The sequence below is a fragment of the Rhizobium sp. B21/90 genome (assembly GCF_019355815.1).
Lineage (GTDB): Bacteria > Pseudomonadota > Alphaproteobacteria > Rhizobiales > Rhizobiaceae > Rhizobium > Rhizobium rhododendri.
In genome coordinates this window covers 902,628-914,987 of the sequence record NZ_CP072162.1, presented here as the reverse complement: position 1 = coordinate 914,987, position 12,360 = coordinate 902,628, and the positions used below count along the sequence as shown (strand labels likewise).

The window sequence follows — 12,360 nt, the reverse complement described above, 5'->3', positions numbered from 1 at the left end:
CAATGCAAGTGTGATCACAAATCAAAAATCAGGGTGCGACAACGATCGTTCCCGGCCAGAGGGATCCATGAGTTTACCATCTGAACGGCAGGGTGAGGATACCCGGGAGCCTGTTCTGAGTGCGAAGAATATCGTCCGCCGGTTCGGCGGCATCGCCGCCGTCAACGACGTATCCTTCGAAGTGCGGCACGGCGAAATCCTTGGCCTGATCGGCCCTAACGGCGCCGGCAAGACGACGATGTTCGATCTCCTCTCCGGCAGCGTCCTGCCGACGAGCGGTGAAATCCGACTGAACGGCACAGTCGTTTCCGGCGAATCCGCACACCGGCGCATCGGTCGCGGTCTCGGCCGCACCTTCCAGATCCCCCGCCCGCTGCCCAACATGACGCTGATCGAAAACGTCATGCTGGCCGCCCAGCACCAGACCGGCGAAAAATTGTTTGCGAACTTCCTGGTGCCATGGCGTGTTGCCGCCGAGGAGAAGAGTGCCCGCGATAAAGCGATGGAGTTGCTCGATCTCGTCCTGCTGACGCGGCTGGCCCACGAGCCGGCCCGCGTACTCTCCGGCGGCCAGCGCAAGCTTCTGGAACTCGCCCGGGTGATGATGGCAGATCCCGCGATTATCCTGCTCGACGAGCCGGCGGCCGGCGTCAACGCCACGCTGCTGGAAGTCATCATCGACCGCATCCGCGATATCAACGCCCGCGGCATCACATTCCTGCTGATCGAGCACAATATCGACATGGTCACCAGGCTCTGCAATCGCGTGCTTGTCATGGCTGGCGGCCAGCTGCTCTGCCAGGGAACGGCGGAAGAAGTGGCGCGCGACCCCCGTGTCATCGAAGCCTATCTCGGAGGTGCGGCATGAGCGAACCCGTTCTCCTCGTGCGCGATCTCGTCGCCGGCTACGAGCCCGGCGTGCCGATTGTCCGTGGCGCCTCGATTACCGTCAACAAGGGCGAGATCGTCGTCGTGCTCGGCCCCAACGGTGCCGGCAAATCGAGCTTCATCAAGGCTGTCGCCGGCCTCGTGCCGATCTCCGCCGGCACCGTGCTGCTCGACGGCAGGGATATCACTGCGGCACCGGCCCACATGATGGTTCGCCTCGGCCTTGCCTTCGTGCCGCAGACGGAAAATATCTTTCCGCAGATGTCGGTGGACGACAACCTGAAGGTCGCCTGCGGCATCCTGAAGCCGAATGACGTCCCGTCCCGCATAGAGGCGATGTACACCGCCTTTCCGGACCTTGCCCGCCATCGCAAGATCGCGGCAGGAAATCTTTCCGGCGGACAGCGGCAGATGCTCGCCGTTGCCCGCGCGCTGGTCGTCGACCCCAAGGTGCTCGTCCTCGACGAGCCATCGGCTGGTCTGTCGCCGAAATTCGTGTCGATGGTGTTCCAGATGCTGACCGAGATCCGCAAATCCGGCGTCACAATCCTGCTGGTCGAGCAGAATGCCAAGGCGGCGCTAGCGATCGGCGACCGCGCCTATGTGCTGGTCGAAGGCAAGGACCACCATGAAGGCATCGCCTCCGAGCTTTGGAACGATCCCGTCGTGGCCGAACTCTATCTGGGCCAGCGCCCGAGCCAGCCTGCCAGACCGACCGAGACCGGAGGTGCCGCATGAACCTGCAATTCATTGTCGACGGATTGCTGACAGGCTCGATGGTCGGCCTCGGCGCCATCGGCGTCACGCTGACCTATTCGATCCTGCGCTTCTCAAACTTTGCCCATGGTGACTTCATGGCCTGGGGCACCTACGCCACCCTCACCGCCGTCAGCGCCATCGGCGCTATGTTCGGCAAGATCGCTCCGATCGGTCCATTTTCCTTCGGCTGGCCGCTGATCGTTGCCGTCGTCATCGGCATGGCTTTTACCGGGCTGATGGCGCTGCTGCTCGACAAGATCCTGTTTGCGCGGCTGCGGGCAAAGGGCCAGACGATCATCGTCGTGATGGCCAGTTTCGGCGCCTCGATGGCGCTGCGCAGCCTGCTGGAGTTCATCTTCACCTCGCGTCCGGCCTATTTCAGCCGCTCGATCCAGATCGCCATGCCGGTCGGGTTCGGCATCCGCATTACGCCCGACCAGATCGTGCTGCTGCTGATGACGGCTTTTCTGGTGCTGGCCGTCCACCTACTGATGACGCGCACCCAGATCGGCCGCTCGATGCAGGCCGTCAGTCAGAACCCGGCGCTCGCCCGCGTCGTCGGTATCGACGTCGCCAAGGTAGTGCGCGTGACATGGTTGGTCGGCGGGGCGCTTGCCTGCATGGCCGGCGTCATGATCGGCATCCTCGTGCAGATCCGGCCGCTGATGGGCTTCGACATGATGCTGCCGATGTTTGCCGCAGCCATTCTCGGCGGTATCGGCAGCGTGCCCGGCGCTGTGCTCGGCGGTCTGATCATCGGCCTGACGGAAGCCGGCGCCGTCCAGTTGATCGGCGCAGAATGGCGCGCGGCGGTCTCCTTCGTCATCCTGATGGCGGTGCTGCTGGTCCGGCCGATCGGCCTCTTCGGAGTGAGAGAGAGATGATGGACATTCTTGGCTATGGCGCCTTCTTCCTGACGACGGCGCTGATCTTCTCGCTGATCACCCTCGGCCTCAATCTGCAATGGGGGCTGACGGGCCTTTTCAACGTCGGCCTCGCCGGTTTTGTCGCCATCGGCGCCTATACCTCGGCGCTGCTGACGACACCCGATACCGTCGGCCGCTTCGGCGGCTTCGACATGCCGATTGTAGTTGGCTGGCTCGGTGCGATGATCGTCACGGCTCTGGCTGCCGCCATCACTGGCGTAGCCACGTTGCGGCTGAAATCCGACTACCTTGCCATCACCACCTTCGGCGTCGCCGTGGTCGTGCAACTGGTAGCTCTGAATGCGCAGAAACTGACTGGCGGCCCGTTCGGCATCGGCTTCATCCCGCGCCCCTTCGCAGCACTTGCAGAAACGCCCGTGCTCTTCAACTTCTCCAACCTCGCTGTCGTCGCCGTCGTCACGCTCGTTACCTATCTGGCTCTGGAGCACCTTGCCCGCAGCCCATGGGGGCGCGTGCTGAAGGCCCTGCGCGAAGACGAGCGGGCCGCCATCTCGCTCGGCAAGAGCGCCCGCTTCTACCGGGTCCAGGCCTTTGCCGTCGGCGGCGCGATCATGGGACTGGCCGGCGCGGTGCAGGCGCATTTCATCGGCTTCATCGCGCCAGACAACTACATGCCGACGCTGACTTTCCAGGTCTGGACCATGCTGATCGTCGGTGGTTCCGGCAGCAACAAAGGCGCCATCCTCGGCAGCGTCCTCGTCTGGGCGATCTGGGCGGGCTCCGGCGCGCTGACCAGCGCAGCCTTCCCGACCGACCAGCAGGCCCGCGCCGCCTCGCTGCAGATCGTCGCCATCGGCTTCATGCTCTGCGTCATCCTGCTGGTGCGCCCTAACGGCATCCTCGGCAACATGCCGCGCCGCTTGCGCTGGTTCGGCAAGAAGCAGCCGCCGGCCATGCCCGACCAGAATGGTGCCGCCTCGTGAGCAAAGCAGACACCGCATCGCCGGACGCGCCGTCCCTCTGGCACGTCGTCGGCCGCAACCGGCGGCACCGGCCGCAACTCCAAGGCCCGCTCGATGCTGACCTCGTAATCGTCGGCGGCGGCTTCTCCGGCCTGTCGACTGCGTTGCATGCGGCAGAAAAAGGTCTCTCCGTGATACTGCTGGAGGCCGGGATCATCGCCTGGGGTGCCACCGGTCGCAACGCCGGCTTCGTGGTTCCAAACTTTGCCAAGGTGGACCCGGATAACGTCATCCAGCAACTGGGCCCCGAGCGCGGAAAGCGGCTTGTAGATTTGGCAGCCGGCAGCGGCGACCTGGTCTTCGAGCTGATCCGCCGCCACGCGATCGAGTGCGCCGCGCAGCAGAGCGGCTGGATCCAGCCGGCCCATTCCGCTACCGCCCTCGAAAAAGTACAGTCCCGCGCCTCGCAATGGCAGGCCCGCGGACGCCCGGCGGAAGTCATGGACCGACAGACGATCCGCGACGTGATCGGTGCAGACGGCTATTTCGGCGGCTGGACCGACAAATCCGGGGGCGTGCTCAATCCCGTCGAATATGCGCGCGGCCTTGCCGACGCTGCGGAAGCGGCTGGCGCCCGTATCTTCGAGCGCTCGCCCGTATCAGCCATTGGCCGCGCAGCGGACGGCTGGCTGCTGCAGACGCCGACGGGCAGCCTGCGCGCCGGCAAGGTCGTGGTCGCGACGAATGCCTACGGCGGAAGGCTCAATCCGGAACTCGCCCGCACCTATTTTCCATTGAAGGTATTCCAGGTCGCCACACACCCGCTGCCGGTCGCAATCCGCCAGCGGCTACTGCCGGCAAATCAGTGTGTTTCCGATACCAGGCGCAACCTCTTCACCTTCCGCTTCGATGCCGACAATCGGCTGATTTCGGGCGGTATGCACATCTTCGGCCCCGGCGCCGACGCCCGCGTGCCAGCAACAATCCATCGACGCATGGCCGAAATGCTCGGGCTCCCCGACCTACCGCCGCTGGAATTCAGCTGGTCTGGCCTTGCCGCTGTCGAACCGGATTTCCTGCCGCATCTGGTCGATCTCGGACCCGGACTGATCGCCGGCTTTGCCTGCAACGGACGCGGCATCGCCATGACGACGGCGATGGGCAGGGAGCTTGCCGCCTGGTCTACCGGGGTAGATGCCCGCGATCTCGCGATCCCCTTCGGACCGCCGGCACCGATACCGTTCCATGCTCTCCTGAAGCACGCGCCCAATGCGCTGCTGCCGTGGAGCATGATGCAGGACCGGCTGGACGAGCGAGGCTAACTCCCAAACGCAATGCGCCCGCCGATCCCATGACAGATCGACGGGCGCCCGCTCACTCCTGGCCCCACCAGGAGGAGCTGTTACTCGCGGTCGCCCGTAAAGTTGAGCAACAGCTGGAAGATGTTGACGAAGTTCAGGTAGAGCGACAGGGCGCCCATCACAGCCATTTTCTGCTGCGATTCCTGGTCATAGTTCTCGGCATACTGTTCCTTGATGTTCTGCGTATCCCAGGCGGTCAGGCCGACGAAGACGGCGATACCGATCACGGACACGGCAAACTGCAGGACAGTCGAGCCGAGGAAGATGTTGACGACGCTGGCGATCACGACGCCAATCAGGCCCATCATCAGGAACGAGCCGAAATTGGCGAGATCCCGCTTCGTCGTGTAGCCATAGAGACTTGTCGCGCCGAACATGGTGGCTGCGATGAAGAAGGTACGCGCGATGCTGGCGCCGGTAAACACCAGGAACACCGAGGCGAGCGATAGTCCCATGACTGCGCAGAAGGCCCAGAACATCGCCTGCGCGCCGCTGGCGGACATCGACTGGATCTTGAACGAGAAAAACAGCACGAAGCCGATCGGTGCCAGCATGACGACCCACTTGAGAGGCGACGAGAAGATCGGCACATAGAGCGCCGGCGTCGTGCCGACGACGAAGGCAACGAGCCCCGTCACGACCAGACCGATAGCCATATAGTTGTAGATGCGCAGCATATGCTTGCGCAGTCCTTCGTCGAACAGAGCCTGGGTGCCGGCGTTAACGCCGAAACCGGAGCGGGGATTGATCGGGTTCATGATCTGTCTCCTTGATTGCGTTAATAGAGTGTCCGGGAAAGCCGCTCGGCCTCCCCGTCGAGATTGTTGGCGGCGGCATCGGCAACCAGCGCGTAGGCGACATCGCCGATCTGCCAGTAGGATGCCTGCACGCCGTCGAGGGCGATGTGGTCGACCTTGGCGACGGCAAAACTGCCGGGCCGGACTGCAAACAGCGATAGCCGCTTGCCATTGGCATCGACGGTGACTTCGATGCTGGGTCCGAAAGCCGACGGATAGATTTCGGCATCGGCCACCTTCCAGTCCGCAGGCAACGTCGGCATGACGATCGCCGTGGCTGCCCGGATATCGTCCGGGTTGTAGCTTGCCGACTTCGGCTGCGATGCGACCTGCGCCCTCAATGCCGAGGTCCGGAAAGCCGCAACCGCATCGTCGACGAAAGCCGGCGGCGGCACGGATGCCGAGACCTCGGTGGCCGAGAAAGCGCCGAACGAATTGTGTGCCACCCAGCCCGATGCCACCAGAACGGCAACGGCAGCAATGCGCTGCAATGACTGGAATACGCGACCGTAGGCGAGCCCTCGCTCCAGACGACGGGCGGCCTCGCGGGTCTGCACGCCGCCGGTTACGGCCTCGGTCGCCAGTGCCAGCCGCAATTCGCCGCGCAGGCTCAAGTCGGCCATGACCTTGGCAGCCGTAGCCGGATGCTCCGAAAGGTAGGATTCCACCGCGATGCGCCGCGATACATCCAGTTCGCCGTCGACATAGGCATCGAGATCGGCGTCGATGATCGGATCAACTGACGTCATGATCGTTCCCTCCGATAACACGCAGATGCGACGCGGCAGGCGCCTTGTCCTCGAAATCCCTCAACTGGGCGCGCGCCCGCGAAATCCGCGACATCAGCGTGCCGACCGGAATGCCGAGGGTCGCTGCGGCCTCATTGTAGGACATGTCCTCGATGGCAACGAGATGCAGCGCCGCGCGCTGTTCTTCCGGAAGCCTGAAGAAGGCGTCGCGCACCTGCGACAGCCGGACGGCATGCTCCTGGCCGGCCGCCAGCGACTGCTCCATCTCGACCGCCGCGCCATCATGGCGCCGCGCCATCGACCGGTCCCGACGCAGGCGGTCGATATGGGCGTTGTGGACGATGGAGAGAAGCCAGGAGCGCAGGTTTGCGCCGCGACGAAAAGTCGACTTGCGCTCATAGGCCCGCAGCAAGGCATCATGCACGAGGTCTTCCGCATCGTCGGCGTTGCGCACCAGCGAACGGGCGTAGCGTCTCAGGGATGAGAGCTGTGCCAAGACATCGAATGTGCGTCCGTTGCGTTCCATGACCCAGTATACGGACACCGATGCGAACTTATTCCCGGCACGATCAAAAAAATCGCAATGCGGCCTACATCAGGACGAAATTGGTGGGCGTCGGCAGCGGGGGCAGATCCGTCTCGCCCATGGCTTCGCGCAGATTATGCTCGATAGCATCGGCAAGCGCACCGATAGGCAAAGCATTTGCCTCCTTGCTGAACGGATTTTCGAGCTCGTCACCGAGCGCATCCAGACCGAAGAAGGTGTAGGCGATGACCGCCGCCGCAAACGGCGTTCCCCAGCCGAGCACGTCGACCGAACCGAACGGCATGAGGAAGCAGAACAGATAGGCCGTGCGATGAACCAGCAGCGTGTAGGCAAACGGCAACGGCGTGTTTCGGATGCGCTCGCAGGTCGCCGGCACGATTGCCATGTCGGTGATTGTCCTGTCGAGCATCTGGTACTGGATATCTGTTATCCGGTCGCTCGCCCGCATTCTTGCCAGATCGGCCGACATCAGCCGCATCAGCATTTCAGGCCTGTTCGATGCAGCGTGATAGAGGGGCTGGACATCGTCCGGCAATAGCCGCTCGACCTTGCTCTGGTCGCCGTCCGGCCGAAGATGCTGGACAAGCGCATGCGGCATGGCCATGGCCAGCGTCAGCAGGCTGCGCCTGACCTGCCGCCCCTCCTCGCCGTGCATAGCTTCCAGCAGCATGGTCTGGCGCGAAAACGTCCTTGCCGCGTAGACCAGTTGTCCCCAGCTGTGTCGGGCCTCCCACCAGCGCTGGTAGCAGGCATTGTTGCGGAAAGACAGAAACACCGAAAGCGCCGTGCCGAGCACGGCGAAGGGCACACCGCTGACCGACAGGATCATGCCCGGGCGCTCGTGATGGCCCCAGGTGATGAGGCAGGACATAACGAAAATCACGATGATCTGCGGCAGAATGCGGGGAACGATCGATCCGCGCATGATGAAGAATAGCGGGAGTAGCCCCGGGCGCTCGCGGACGATCATGCTGGATGCTCTGTTGTATCTGCCTGTGGCACCACCCTTACCGGATAACGATAGGCTGCCTAACTGATATTGGCACAAACGATGCACTGGGGGCATGCGCCCATTTGTCGCCTCGCACCAGAGGGACGCCGACCGAGTGAGATATCGGATATACGCTATGCCTCGGATAAATATCCGCCGCCCTTGCGCCAGACCTCAGGAGTGCCAACCGCTCCGTCAGGTCGCGCCTGACGGAGCGGTAGTCGTCGATCAGTTGCTGGCGGTCACGAGTACCGGTTCGGCGCGATAATCCTTGGGGAATAGGCGCTTCAGGTCGTCGATTTTCGGCATGTCGTTAATCGCGATATAGGGATAGGTCGGATGGGTCGTCAGGAAATTCTGATGATAGGTCTCGGCCGGATAGAAGCTCTTCCCAGGCTCTATCTTCGTGACGACAGCCTCGCCGAAGACGTGCGCCTTGTTCAGTTGCTCGATATAGGCCTTGGCGACTCGCGCCTGTTCAGGCGTGGTCGGAAAGATTGCCGAACGGTATTGGGTGCCGCTGTCCGGCCCTTGGCGGTTCAATTCCGTGGGATCGTGTGCGACGGAGAAGTAGATCTGCAGCAGATGGCCAAGGCTGATCTTGTGTGGATCGAACACCACCTTCACGGTCTCGGCATGGCCCGTGCTGCCGGTGCTGACAGTCTCGTATTCAGCAGTATTCTTCGCGCCGCCGGCATAGCCGGACACAGCGCTGACCACGCCGTCGACATGCTGGAAGACGCCCTGCACGCCCCAGAAACAACCCCCGGCAAGCGCGATTGCCTCGGTGCCGGAACCCGGCGCCTCGTCGACAGTGGCTTTCGGAATCTCGCGGGCTTCGCCGGCCTGGGAAGGTGTGAAATGCAGCACAGTGCCGCCGACCAGAAGGACCGCAACAGCGGTGCCGGCCCGTCGGCCATAGTGGGACAAGGCTTCGCGCATGGAATATTTCAAAGGCATGGTCATGGAAGATCTCCCGTCAACCGGAGGTGAATGCGTAGGTCTGAAGTCTAAGCCCAAATGCTGGGCAGAATTGGCGTTTCAGCAGGTGCGTCACGCAGATGACGCCTGGAACGTCATGGCCATGCCGTTCATACAGTAGCGAAGGCCGGTCGGCTTGGGCCCGTCGTTGAAGACATGGCCGATATGGCTGCCGCAACGGGCACAATGCACGGCGTTGCGAACCATGCCGTAGGACGTATCCTTGACAGTCCCGACGGCCTTCGGCAGCGGCTGCCAGAAACTCGGCCAGCCCGTGCCGCTCTCGAACTTGGTTTCCGAGGAAAACAGCGGCGATGCGCAGCCGGCACAGGCGAACCGTCCCTTGCGGTGTTCTTCGAGCAGCGGGCTGGTAAACGGGCGTTCCGTACCCTCGTTGCGCAGAACCTCGTATTGGTCTGCGGTCAAAAGCTTGTGCCATTCCGCATCGGTATGGGTCAGGGGAAACGTCGCGGCAGCCGCAGTTGCCGGCGATCCGTTCCAGTTGCGCGCGGAAAACACCGCCGCACCGGTCGCCACAGTCATCAGCAATGCGCGTCTCGTCTGCATTCCGGTCCTCCCGGTTTTATTCATCATACAGCAGATACGAACGCGGCCGTCGTTTTGTTACACAAAGCCGCGTGAGACACAGAAATGTTACCGCTATCCAGGCGCGGCCCCGGCAATACGGGGATCAGTAGTGCGGCGGTTTTGCGTTGGCCGGTGCGTCGGCAGTTTCTTCCTCGAGCGTCATGAAACGCTCGACCAGACGTTCGAGCTTGTAGCGGGTTTCCTCGACCACCTTCCACTGCGCCGTCAGCTGGTCGGAGAGTTCGTCGATGGTTTTTGCCTGATAGGCGACAACTTCCTCAAGCTGGGTAATGCGGCTTTCCTGGTCGGACATCTCGGCTTCCTTTCGATCGTGCCATTGTCGCGACACACCAGCTTTCGGCCCGGTTGGCAAGAGCAGCTCAAATCTTGCGCGGGAGGCCCGCCACCTCGGTGGAACTGATCGCCTCGAGGCAAGTTACGAAACGCGGCCTTGTGCAAGCGGGAGACGATAATGTCCGACACTCCGAAAATCGAACAGAACGATGCTCCGGCCGGCGGGTGGGGATCAGTCAGATCGCTGGCCCATCAGGCGCGGGAAAACGGCCAGCCGCTCAGCGTCGTCGCCGGTCTCGCCAAGCAGAACAAAACCGATGGCTTTGCCTGCGTCAGCTGCGCCTGGGCAAAGCCCGCCAAGCCGCACACGGCCGAGTTCTGCGAGAACGGCGCCAAGGCGACATTCTGGGAACTGGCCGCCGCGCGCGCCGACGCGGATTTCTTCGCGCAGCACACGGTTACCGAACTGCGCGACTGGAGCGACTACGATCTCGAAAATGCCGGCCGGCTGATGCAGCCGATGCGCTACGATGCCGCGAGCGACCGCTATGTTCCCGTCTCATGGGACGACGCCTTTGAGGCGATCGGCCGCGAACTGAAGGCAATCCGTGCAGTCGACCCCAACAAGGTCGTGTTCTACGCCTCCGGCCGGGCCTCGCTGGAAACGTCTTACATGTATCAGCTCATGGCCCGGGTCTACGGCACAAACAACCTGCCTGACAGCTCCAATATGTGCCACGAATCCACCTCTGTCGCACTTCCTGAGAGCATCGGGATTCCCGTCGGGACGGTGCGGCTGGACGACTTCGAGACGGCGGAAGCGTTCTTTTTCTTCGGCCACAACACCGGCTCCAATGCGCCGCGCATGCTGCACCAGCTGCAGGAAGCAGTAAAGCGCGGCGCCGAGATCGTCACCTTCAATCCGCTGAAGGAACGTGGCCTCGAGCGGTTCGTCAATCCGCAAAGCCCGCTCCAGATGGCCACCAACCATGCCACTGAGATCAGCAGCCAGTATCACCAGGTCAAGGCCGGTGGGGACATTGCCGCTATAGCCGGCATCTGCAAGGCACTGCTGGCAACCGACGACGCCGACCTCGCATCCGGCGGTAACGGCGTCCTCGACCGCGAATTTCTGGCAGAACACACCCACGGCGCCGAAGAGTTCATCGATTATGTCAGGTCTCAGGACTGGGACGTCCTCGTTCGGGAATCAGGCCTGCCGATTGCCGCAATGGTCCAGGCGGCGGATACCTATAGTCGCGCCAAATCCGTGATCGGCATCTATGGCATGGGACTGACCCAGCACAAGCTCGGCGTCCAGGCGGTCCAGATGCTGGTCAACCTGCTTCTGCTGCGCGGCAATATCGGCCGGCCCGGCGCCGGCATCTGCCCCGTGCGCGGCCACTCGAATGTTCAGGGCCAGCGCACGGTCGGCATTTCGGAAAAGACCAAGCTGGTTCCGCTGGACAGGCTGAAGGAACTCTACCACTTTGAGCCGCCTTACGAGGATGGCCTGACAACCGTTGATGCTTGCCAGGCAATCATCAAGGGCGATGTCGAAGGCTTCATCGGGCTCGGTGGTAATTTCCTTCGCGCCGTGCCGGAACGGGAATTGATGGAGGAGCGCTGGCCGGCCATGCGCCTGACAGTGCAGATCGCCACACGGCTCAACCGTGGCCAGCTGTTCAACGGCAGCGTCTCCTACCTCCTGCCGTGCCTCGGCAGAACCGAAATCGACGAGCAGGCAAGCGGTCCGCAGGCCGTCAGCGTCGAGGACAGCACGTCTTGCATCCACGGCTCCAGAGGTTTTCACGCTCCCGCAGGCCCCGGGCTTTATTCCGAGACGAAAATCGTTGCCGGGATTGCCAAGGCCACCCTTCCCGAAAATCCAGACATCCCATGGGACGCCTGGGTCGATGATTACGGCAAGGTGCGCGACGCAATAGAGGCGACCTACCCGAAGATATTCAAGGATTTCAACAAGCGGCTGTTTACCCCCGGCGGCTTTGAAAAACCGCTCGCCGCCCGCGAGCGCGACTGGCAGACGGACACGGGCAAGGCAAATTTCAAGGTGCCGACCGCACTGTCGGCAAGTTTCGCGGAAGACCACGCCGACATCTTCCGGCTCATGACGCTACGCAGCAACGACCAGTTCAACACCACCGTCTATGGCTATAGCGATCGCTTTCGCGGGGTCGAGGGCACACGCATGGTAGTCTTCCTCAACACAGCGGACATGCAGAGGTTCGGCATCGCCAAGGACGACAGTGTGTCGTTGGTCACCGCTACCGATGACAATATCGTCCGCCGGCTGGATGGCCTGCGCGCCGTCCCATACAGCATCCCTGAAGGGTGCTGCGGCGCGTATTATCCTGAGTGCAACTCCTTGATACCGCTTTGGCAACATGCCGAAAAGAGCAAGGTGCCCGCCGCCAAATCCGTCCCGGTGTACATCGTGAAGGACGGAAGCAAGCTCGCGCCGATGCCAGTTTACAGCCGGATTGATGCCAGTCAGCCGGTCGGCATCGAGACCTGACAGCGAGCGATCCGAGCTTC

The 12,360-nt window shown here is 62.6% G+C and carries 13 protein-coding genes; 6 read left to right on the top strand and 7 right to left on the bottom strand.

Annotation, left to right across the window (positions count from 1 at the left end; all coding sequences use genetic code 11):
* The first annotated feature begins 67 nt into the window (after positions 1 to 67).
* The 5 genes from J5278_RS04400 to J5278_RS04380 are packed head-to-tail and all read left to right on the top strand — an operon-like array spanning position 68 to position 4,818.
* Complete coding sequence (locus tag J5278_RS04400; RefSeq protein WP_209185009.1) at positions 68 to 868, top strand: ABC transporter ATP-binding protein; 801 nt, start codon at positions 68 to 70, stop codon at positions 866 to 868.
* Complete coding sequence (locus J5278_RS04395) at positions 865 to 1,626, top strand: ABC transporter ATP-binding protein (RefSeq protein ID WP_209185010.1); 762 nt, start codon at positions 865 to 867, stop codon at positions 1,624 to 1,626. The genes J5278_RS04400 and J5278_RS04395 overlap by 4 nt, the downstream gene beginning before the upstream one ends.
* Positions 1,623 to 2,531, top strand: coding sequence for a branched-chain amino acid ABC transporter permease (locus tag J5278_RS04390; protein WP_209185011.1), 909 nt, complete (start codon positions 1,623 to 1,625; stop codon positions 2,529 to 2,531). The genes J5278_RS04395 and J5278_RS04390 overlap by 4 nt, the downstream gene beginning before the upstream one ends.
* A complete protein-coding gene (locus J5278_RS04385) occupies positions 2,528 to 3,517 on the top strand; it encodes a branched-chain amino acid ABC transporter permease (RefSeq protein ID WP_219258315.1) in 990 nt (329 codons plus the stop codon). The genes J5278_RS04390 and J5278_RS04385 overlap by 4 nt, the downstream gene beginning before the upstream one ends.
* The gene (locus tag J5278_RS04380; protein ID WP_209185013.1) at positions 3,514 to 4,818 is read left to right on the top strand and encodes an FAD-binding oxidoreductase; all 1,305 of its coding nucleotides are present in this window, start codon (positions 3,514 to 3,516) and stop codon (positions 4,816 to 4,818) included. Before J5278_RS04385 ends, J5278_RS04380 begins: the two co-directional genes overlap by 4 nt.
* 80 nt (positions 4,819 to 4,898) lie before the next feature.
* Here J5278_RS04380 and J5278_RS04375 read toward each other — a convergent pair whose 3' ends face one another.
* The 7 genes from J5278_RS04375 to J5278_RS04345 form a co-directional block, all read right to left on the bottom strand.
* Positions 4,899 to 5,615, bottom strand: coding sequence for a Bax inhibitor-1/YccA family protein (locus tag J5278_RS04375; protein ID WP_142830295.1), 717 nt, complete (start codon positions 5,613 to 5,615; stop codon positions 4,899 to 4,901).
* 20 nt (positions 5,616 to 5,635) lie between these two features.
* Complete coding sequence (locus tag J5278_RS04370; RefSeq protein WP_209185014.1) at positions 5,636 to 6,403, bottom strand: anti-sigma factor; 768 nt, start codon at positions 6,401 to 6,403, stop codon at positions 5,636 to 5,638.
* A complete protein-coding gene (locus tag J5278_RS04365) occupies positions 6,390 to 6,929 on the bottom strand; it encodes a sigma-70 family RNA polymerase sigma factor (RefSeq protein ID WP_142830554.1) in 540 nt (179 codons plus the stop codon). Before J5278_RS04365 ends, J5278_RS04370 begins: the two co-directional genes overlap by 14 nt.
* 64 nt (positions 6,930 to 6,993) lie before the next feature.
* Positions 6,994 to 7,920 carry a bestrophin family protein gene (locus tag J5278_RS04360; protein WP_209185015.1) on the bottom strand — a complete coding sequence of 309 codons (927 nt, stop codon included), beginning with the start codon at positions 7,918 to 7,920 and terminating at the stop codon, positions 6,994 to 6,996.
* 249 nt (positions 7,921 to 8,169) lie between these two features.
* On the bottom strand, positions 8,170 to 8,907 hold the full coding sequence (msrA, locus tag J5278_RS04355; RefSeq protein WP_219258314.1) for a peptide-methionine (S)-S-oxide reductase MsrA: 738 nt from the start codon (positions 8,905 to 8,907) through the stop codon (positions 8,170 to 8,172).
* Between the two features lie 87 nt (positions 8,908 to 8,994).
* Positions 8,995 to 9,489, bottom strand: a complete 495-nt coding sequence (msrB, locus tag J5278_RS04350; protein WP_209185017.1) for a peptide-methionine (R)-S-oxide reductase MsrB — start codon at positions 9,487 to 9,489, stop codon at positions 8,995 to 8,997.
* 124 nt (positions 9,490 to 9,613) lie between these two features.
* Positions 9,614 to 9,823 (bottom strand): SlyX family protein, encoded by a 210-nt coding sequence (locus J5278_RS04345; protein WP_209185018.1) that lies wholly within the window; start codon positions 9,821 to 9,823, stop codon positions 9,614 to 9,616.
* Positions 9,824 to 9,982: 159 nt separating this feature from the next.
* Here J5278_RS04345 and J5278_RS04340 point away from each other — a divergent pair, with 159 nt between their 5' ends.
* The gene (locus tag J5278_RS04340; RefSeq protein WP_209185019.1) at positions 9,983 to 12,340 is read left to right on the top strand and encodes an FdhF/YdeP family oxidoreductase; all 2,358 of its coding nucleotides are present in this window, start codon (positions 9,983 to 9,985) and stop codon (positions 12,338 to 12,340) included.
* The last annotated feature ends 20 nt before the right edge of the window (positions 12,341 to 12,360 follow it).

Bases quoted from the DNA above. Each gene is read 5' to 3' on its own strand.
- J5278_RS04340 (WP_209185019.1), top strand. From the start codon at position 9,983: ATGTCCGACACTCCGAAAATCGAACAGAACGATGCTCCGGCCGGCGGG.
- J5278_RS04370 (WP_209185014.1), bottom strand. From the start codon at position 6,403: ATGACGTCAGTTGATCCGATCATCGACGCCGATCTCGATGCCTATGTC.
- J5278_RS04360 (WP_209185015.1), bottom strand. From the start codon at position 7,920: ATGATCGTCCGCGAGCGCCCGGGGCTACTCCCGCTATTCTTCATCATG.
- J5278_RS04365 (WP_142830554.1), bottom strand. From the start codon at position 6,929: ATGGAACGCAACGGACGCACATTCGATGTCTTGGCACAGCTCTCATCC.
- msrA (WP_219258314.1), bottom strand. From the start codon at position 8,907: ATGACCATGCCTTTGAAATATTCCATGCGCGAAGCCTTGTCCCACTAT.
- J5278_RS04375 (WP_142830295.1), bottom strand. From the start codon at position 5,615: ATGAACCCGATCAATCCCCGCTCCGGTTTCGGCGTTAACGCCGGCACC.
- J5278_RS04395 (WP_209185010.1), top strand. From the start codon at position 865: ATGAGCGAACCCGTTCTCCTCGTGCGCGATCTCGTCGCCGGCTACGAG.
- msrB (WP_209185017.1), bottom strand. From the start codon at position 9,489: ATGCAGACGAGACGCGCATTGCTGATGACTGTGGCGACCGGTGCGGCG.
- J5278_RS04390 (WP_209185011.1), top strand. From the start codon at position 1,623: ATGAACCTGCAATTCATTGTCGACGGATTGCTGACAGGCTCGATGGTC.
- J5278_RS04400 (WP_209185009.1), top strand. From the start codon at position 68: ATGAGTTTACCATCTGAACGGCAGGGTGAGGATACCCGGGAGCCTGTT.
- J5278_RS04345 (WP_209185018.1), bottom strand. From the start codon at position 9,823: ATGTCCGACCAGGAAAGCCGCATTACCCAGCTTGAGGAAGTTGTCGCC.
- J5278_RS04385 (WP_219258315.1), top strand. From the start codon at position 2,528: ATGATGGACATTCTTGGCTATGGCGCCTTCTTCCTGACGACGGCGCTG.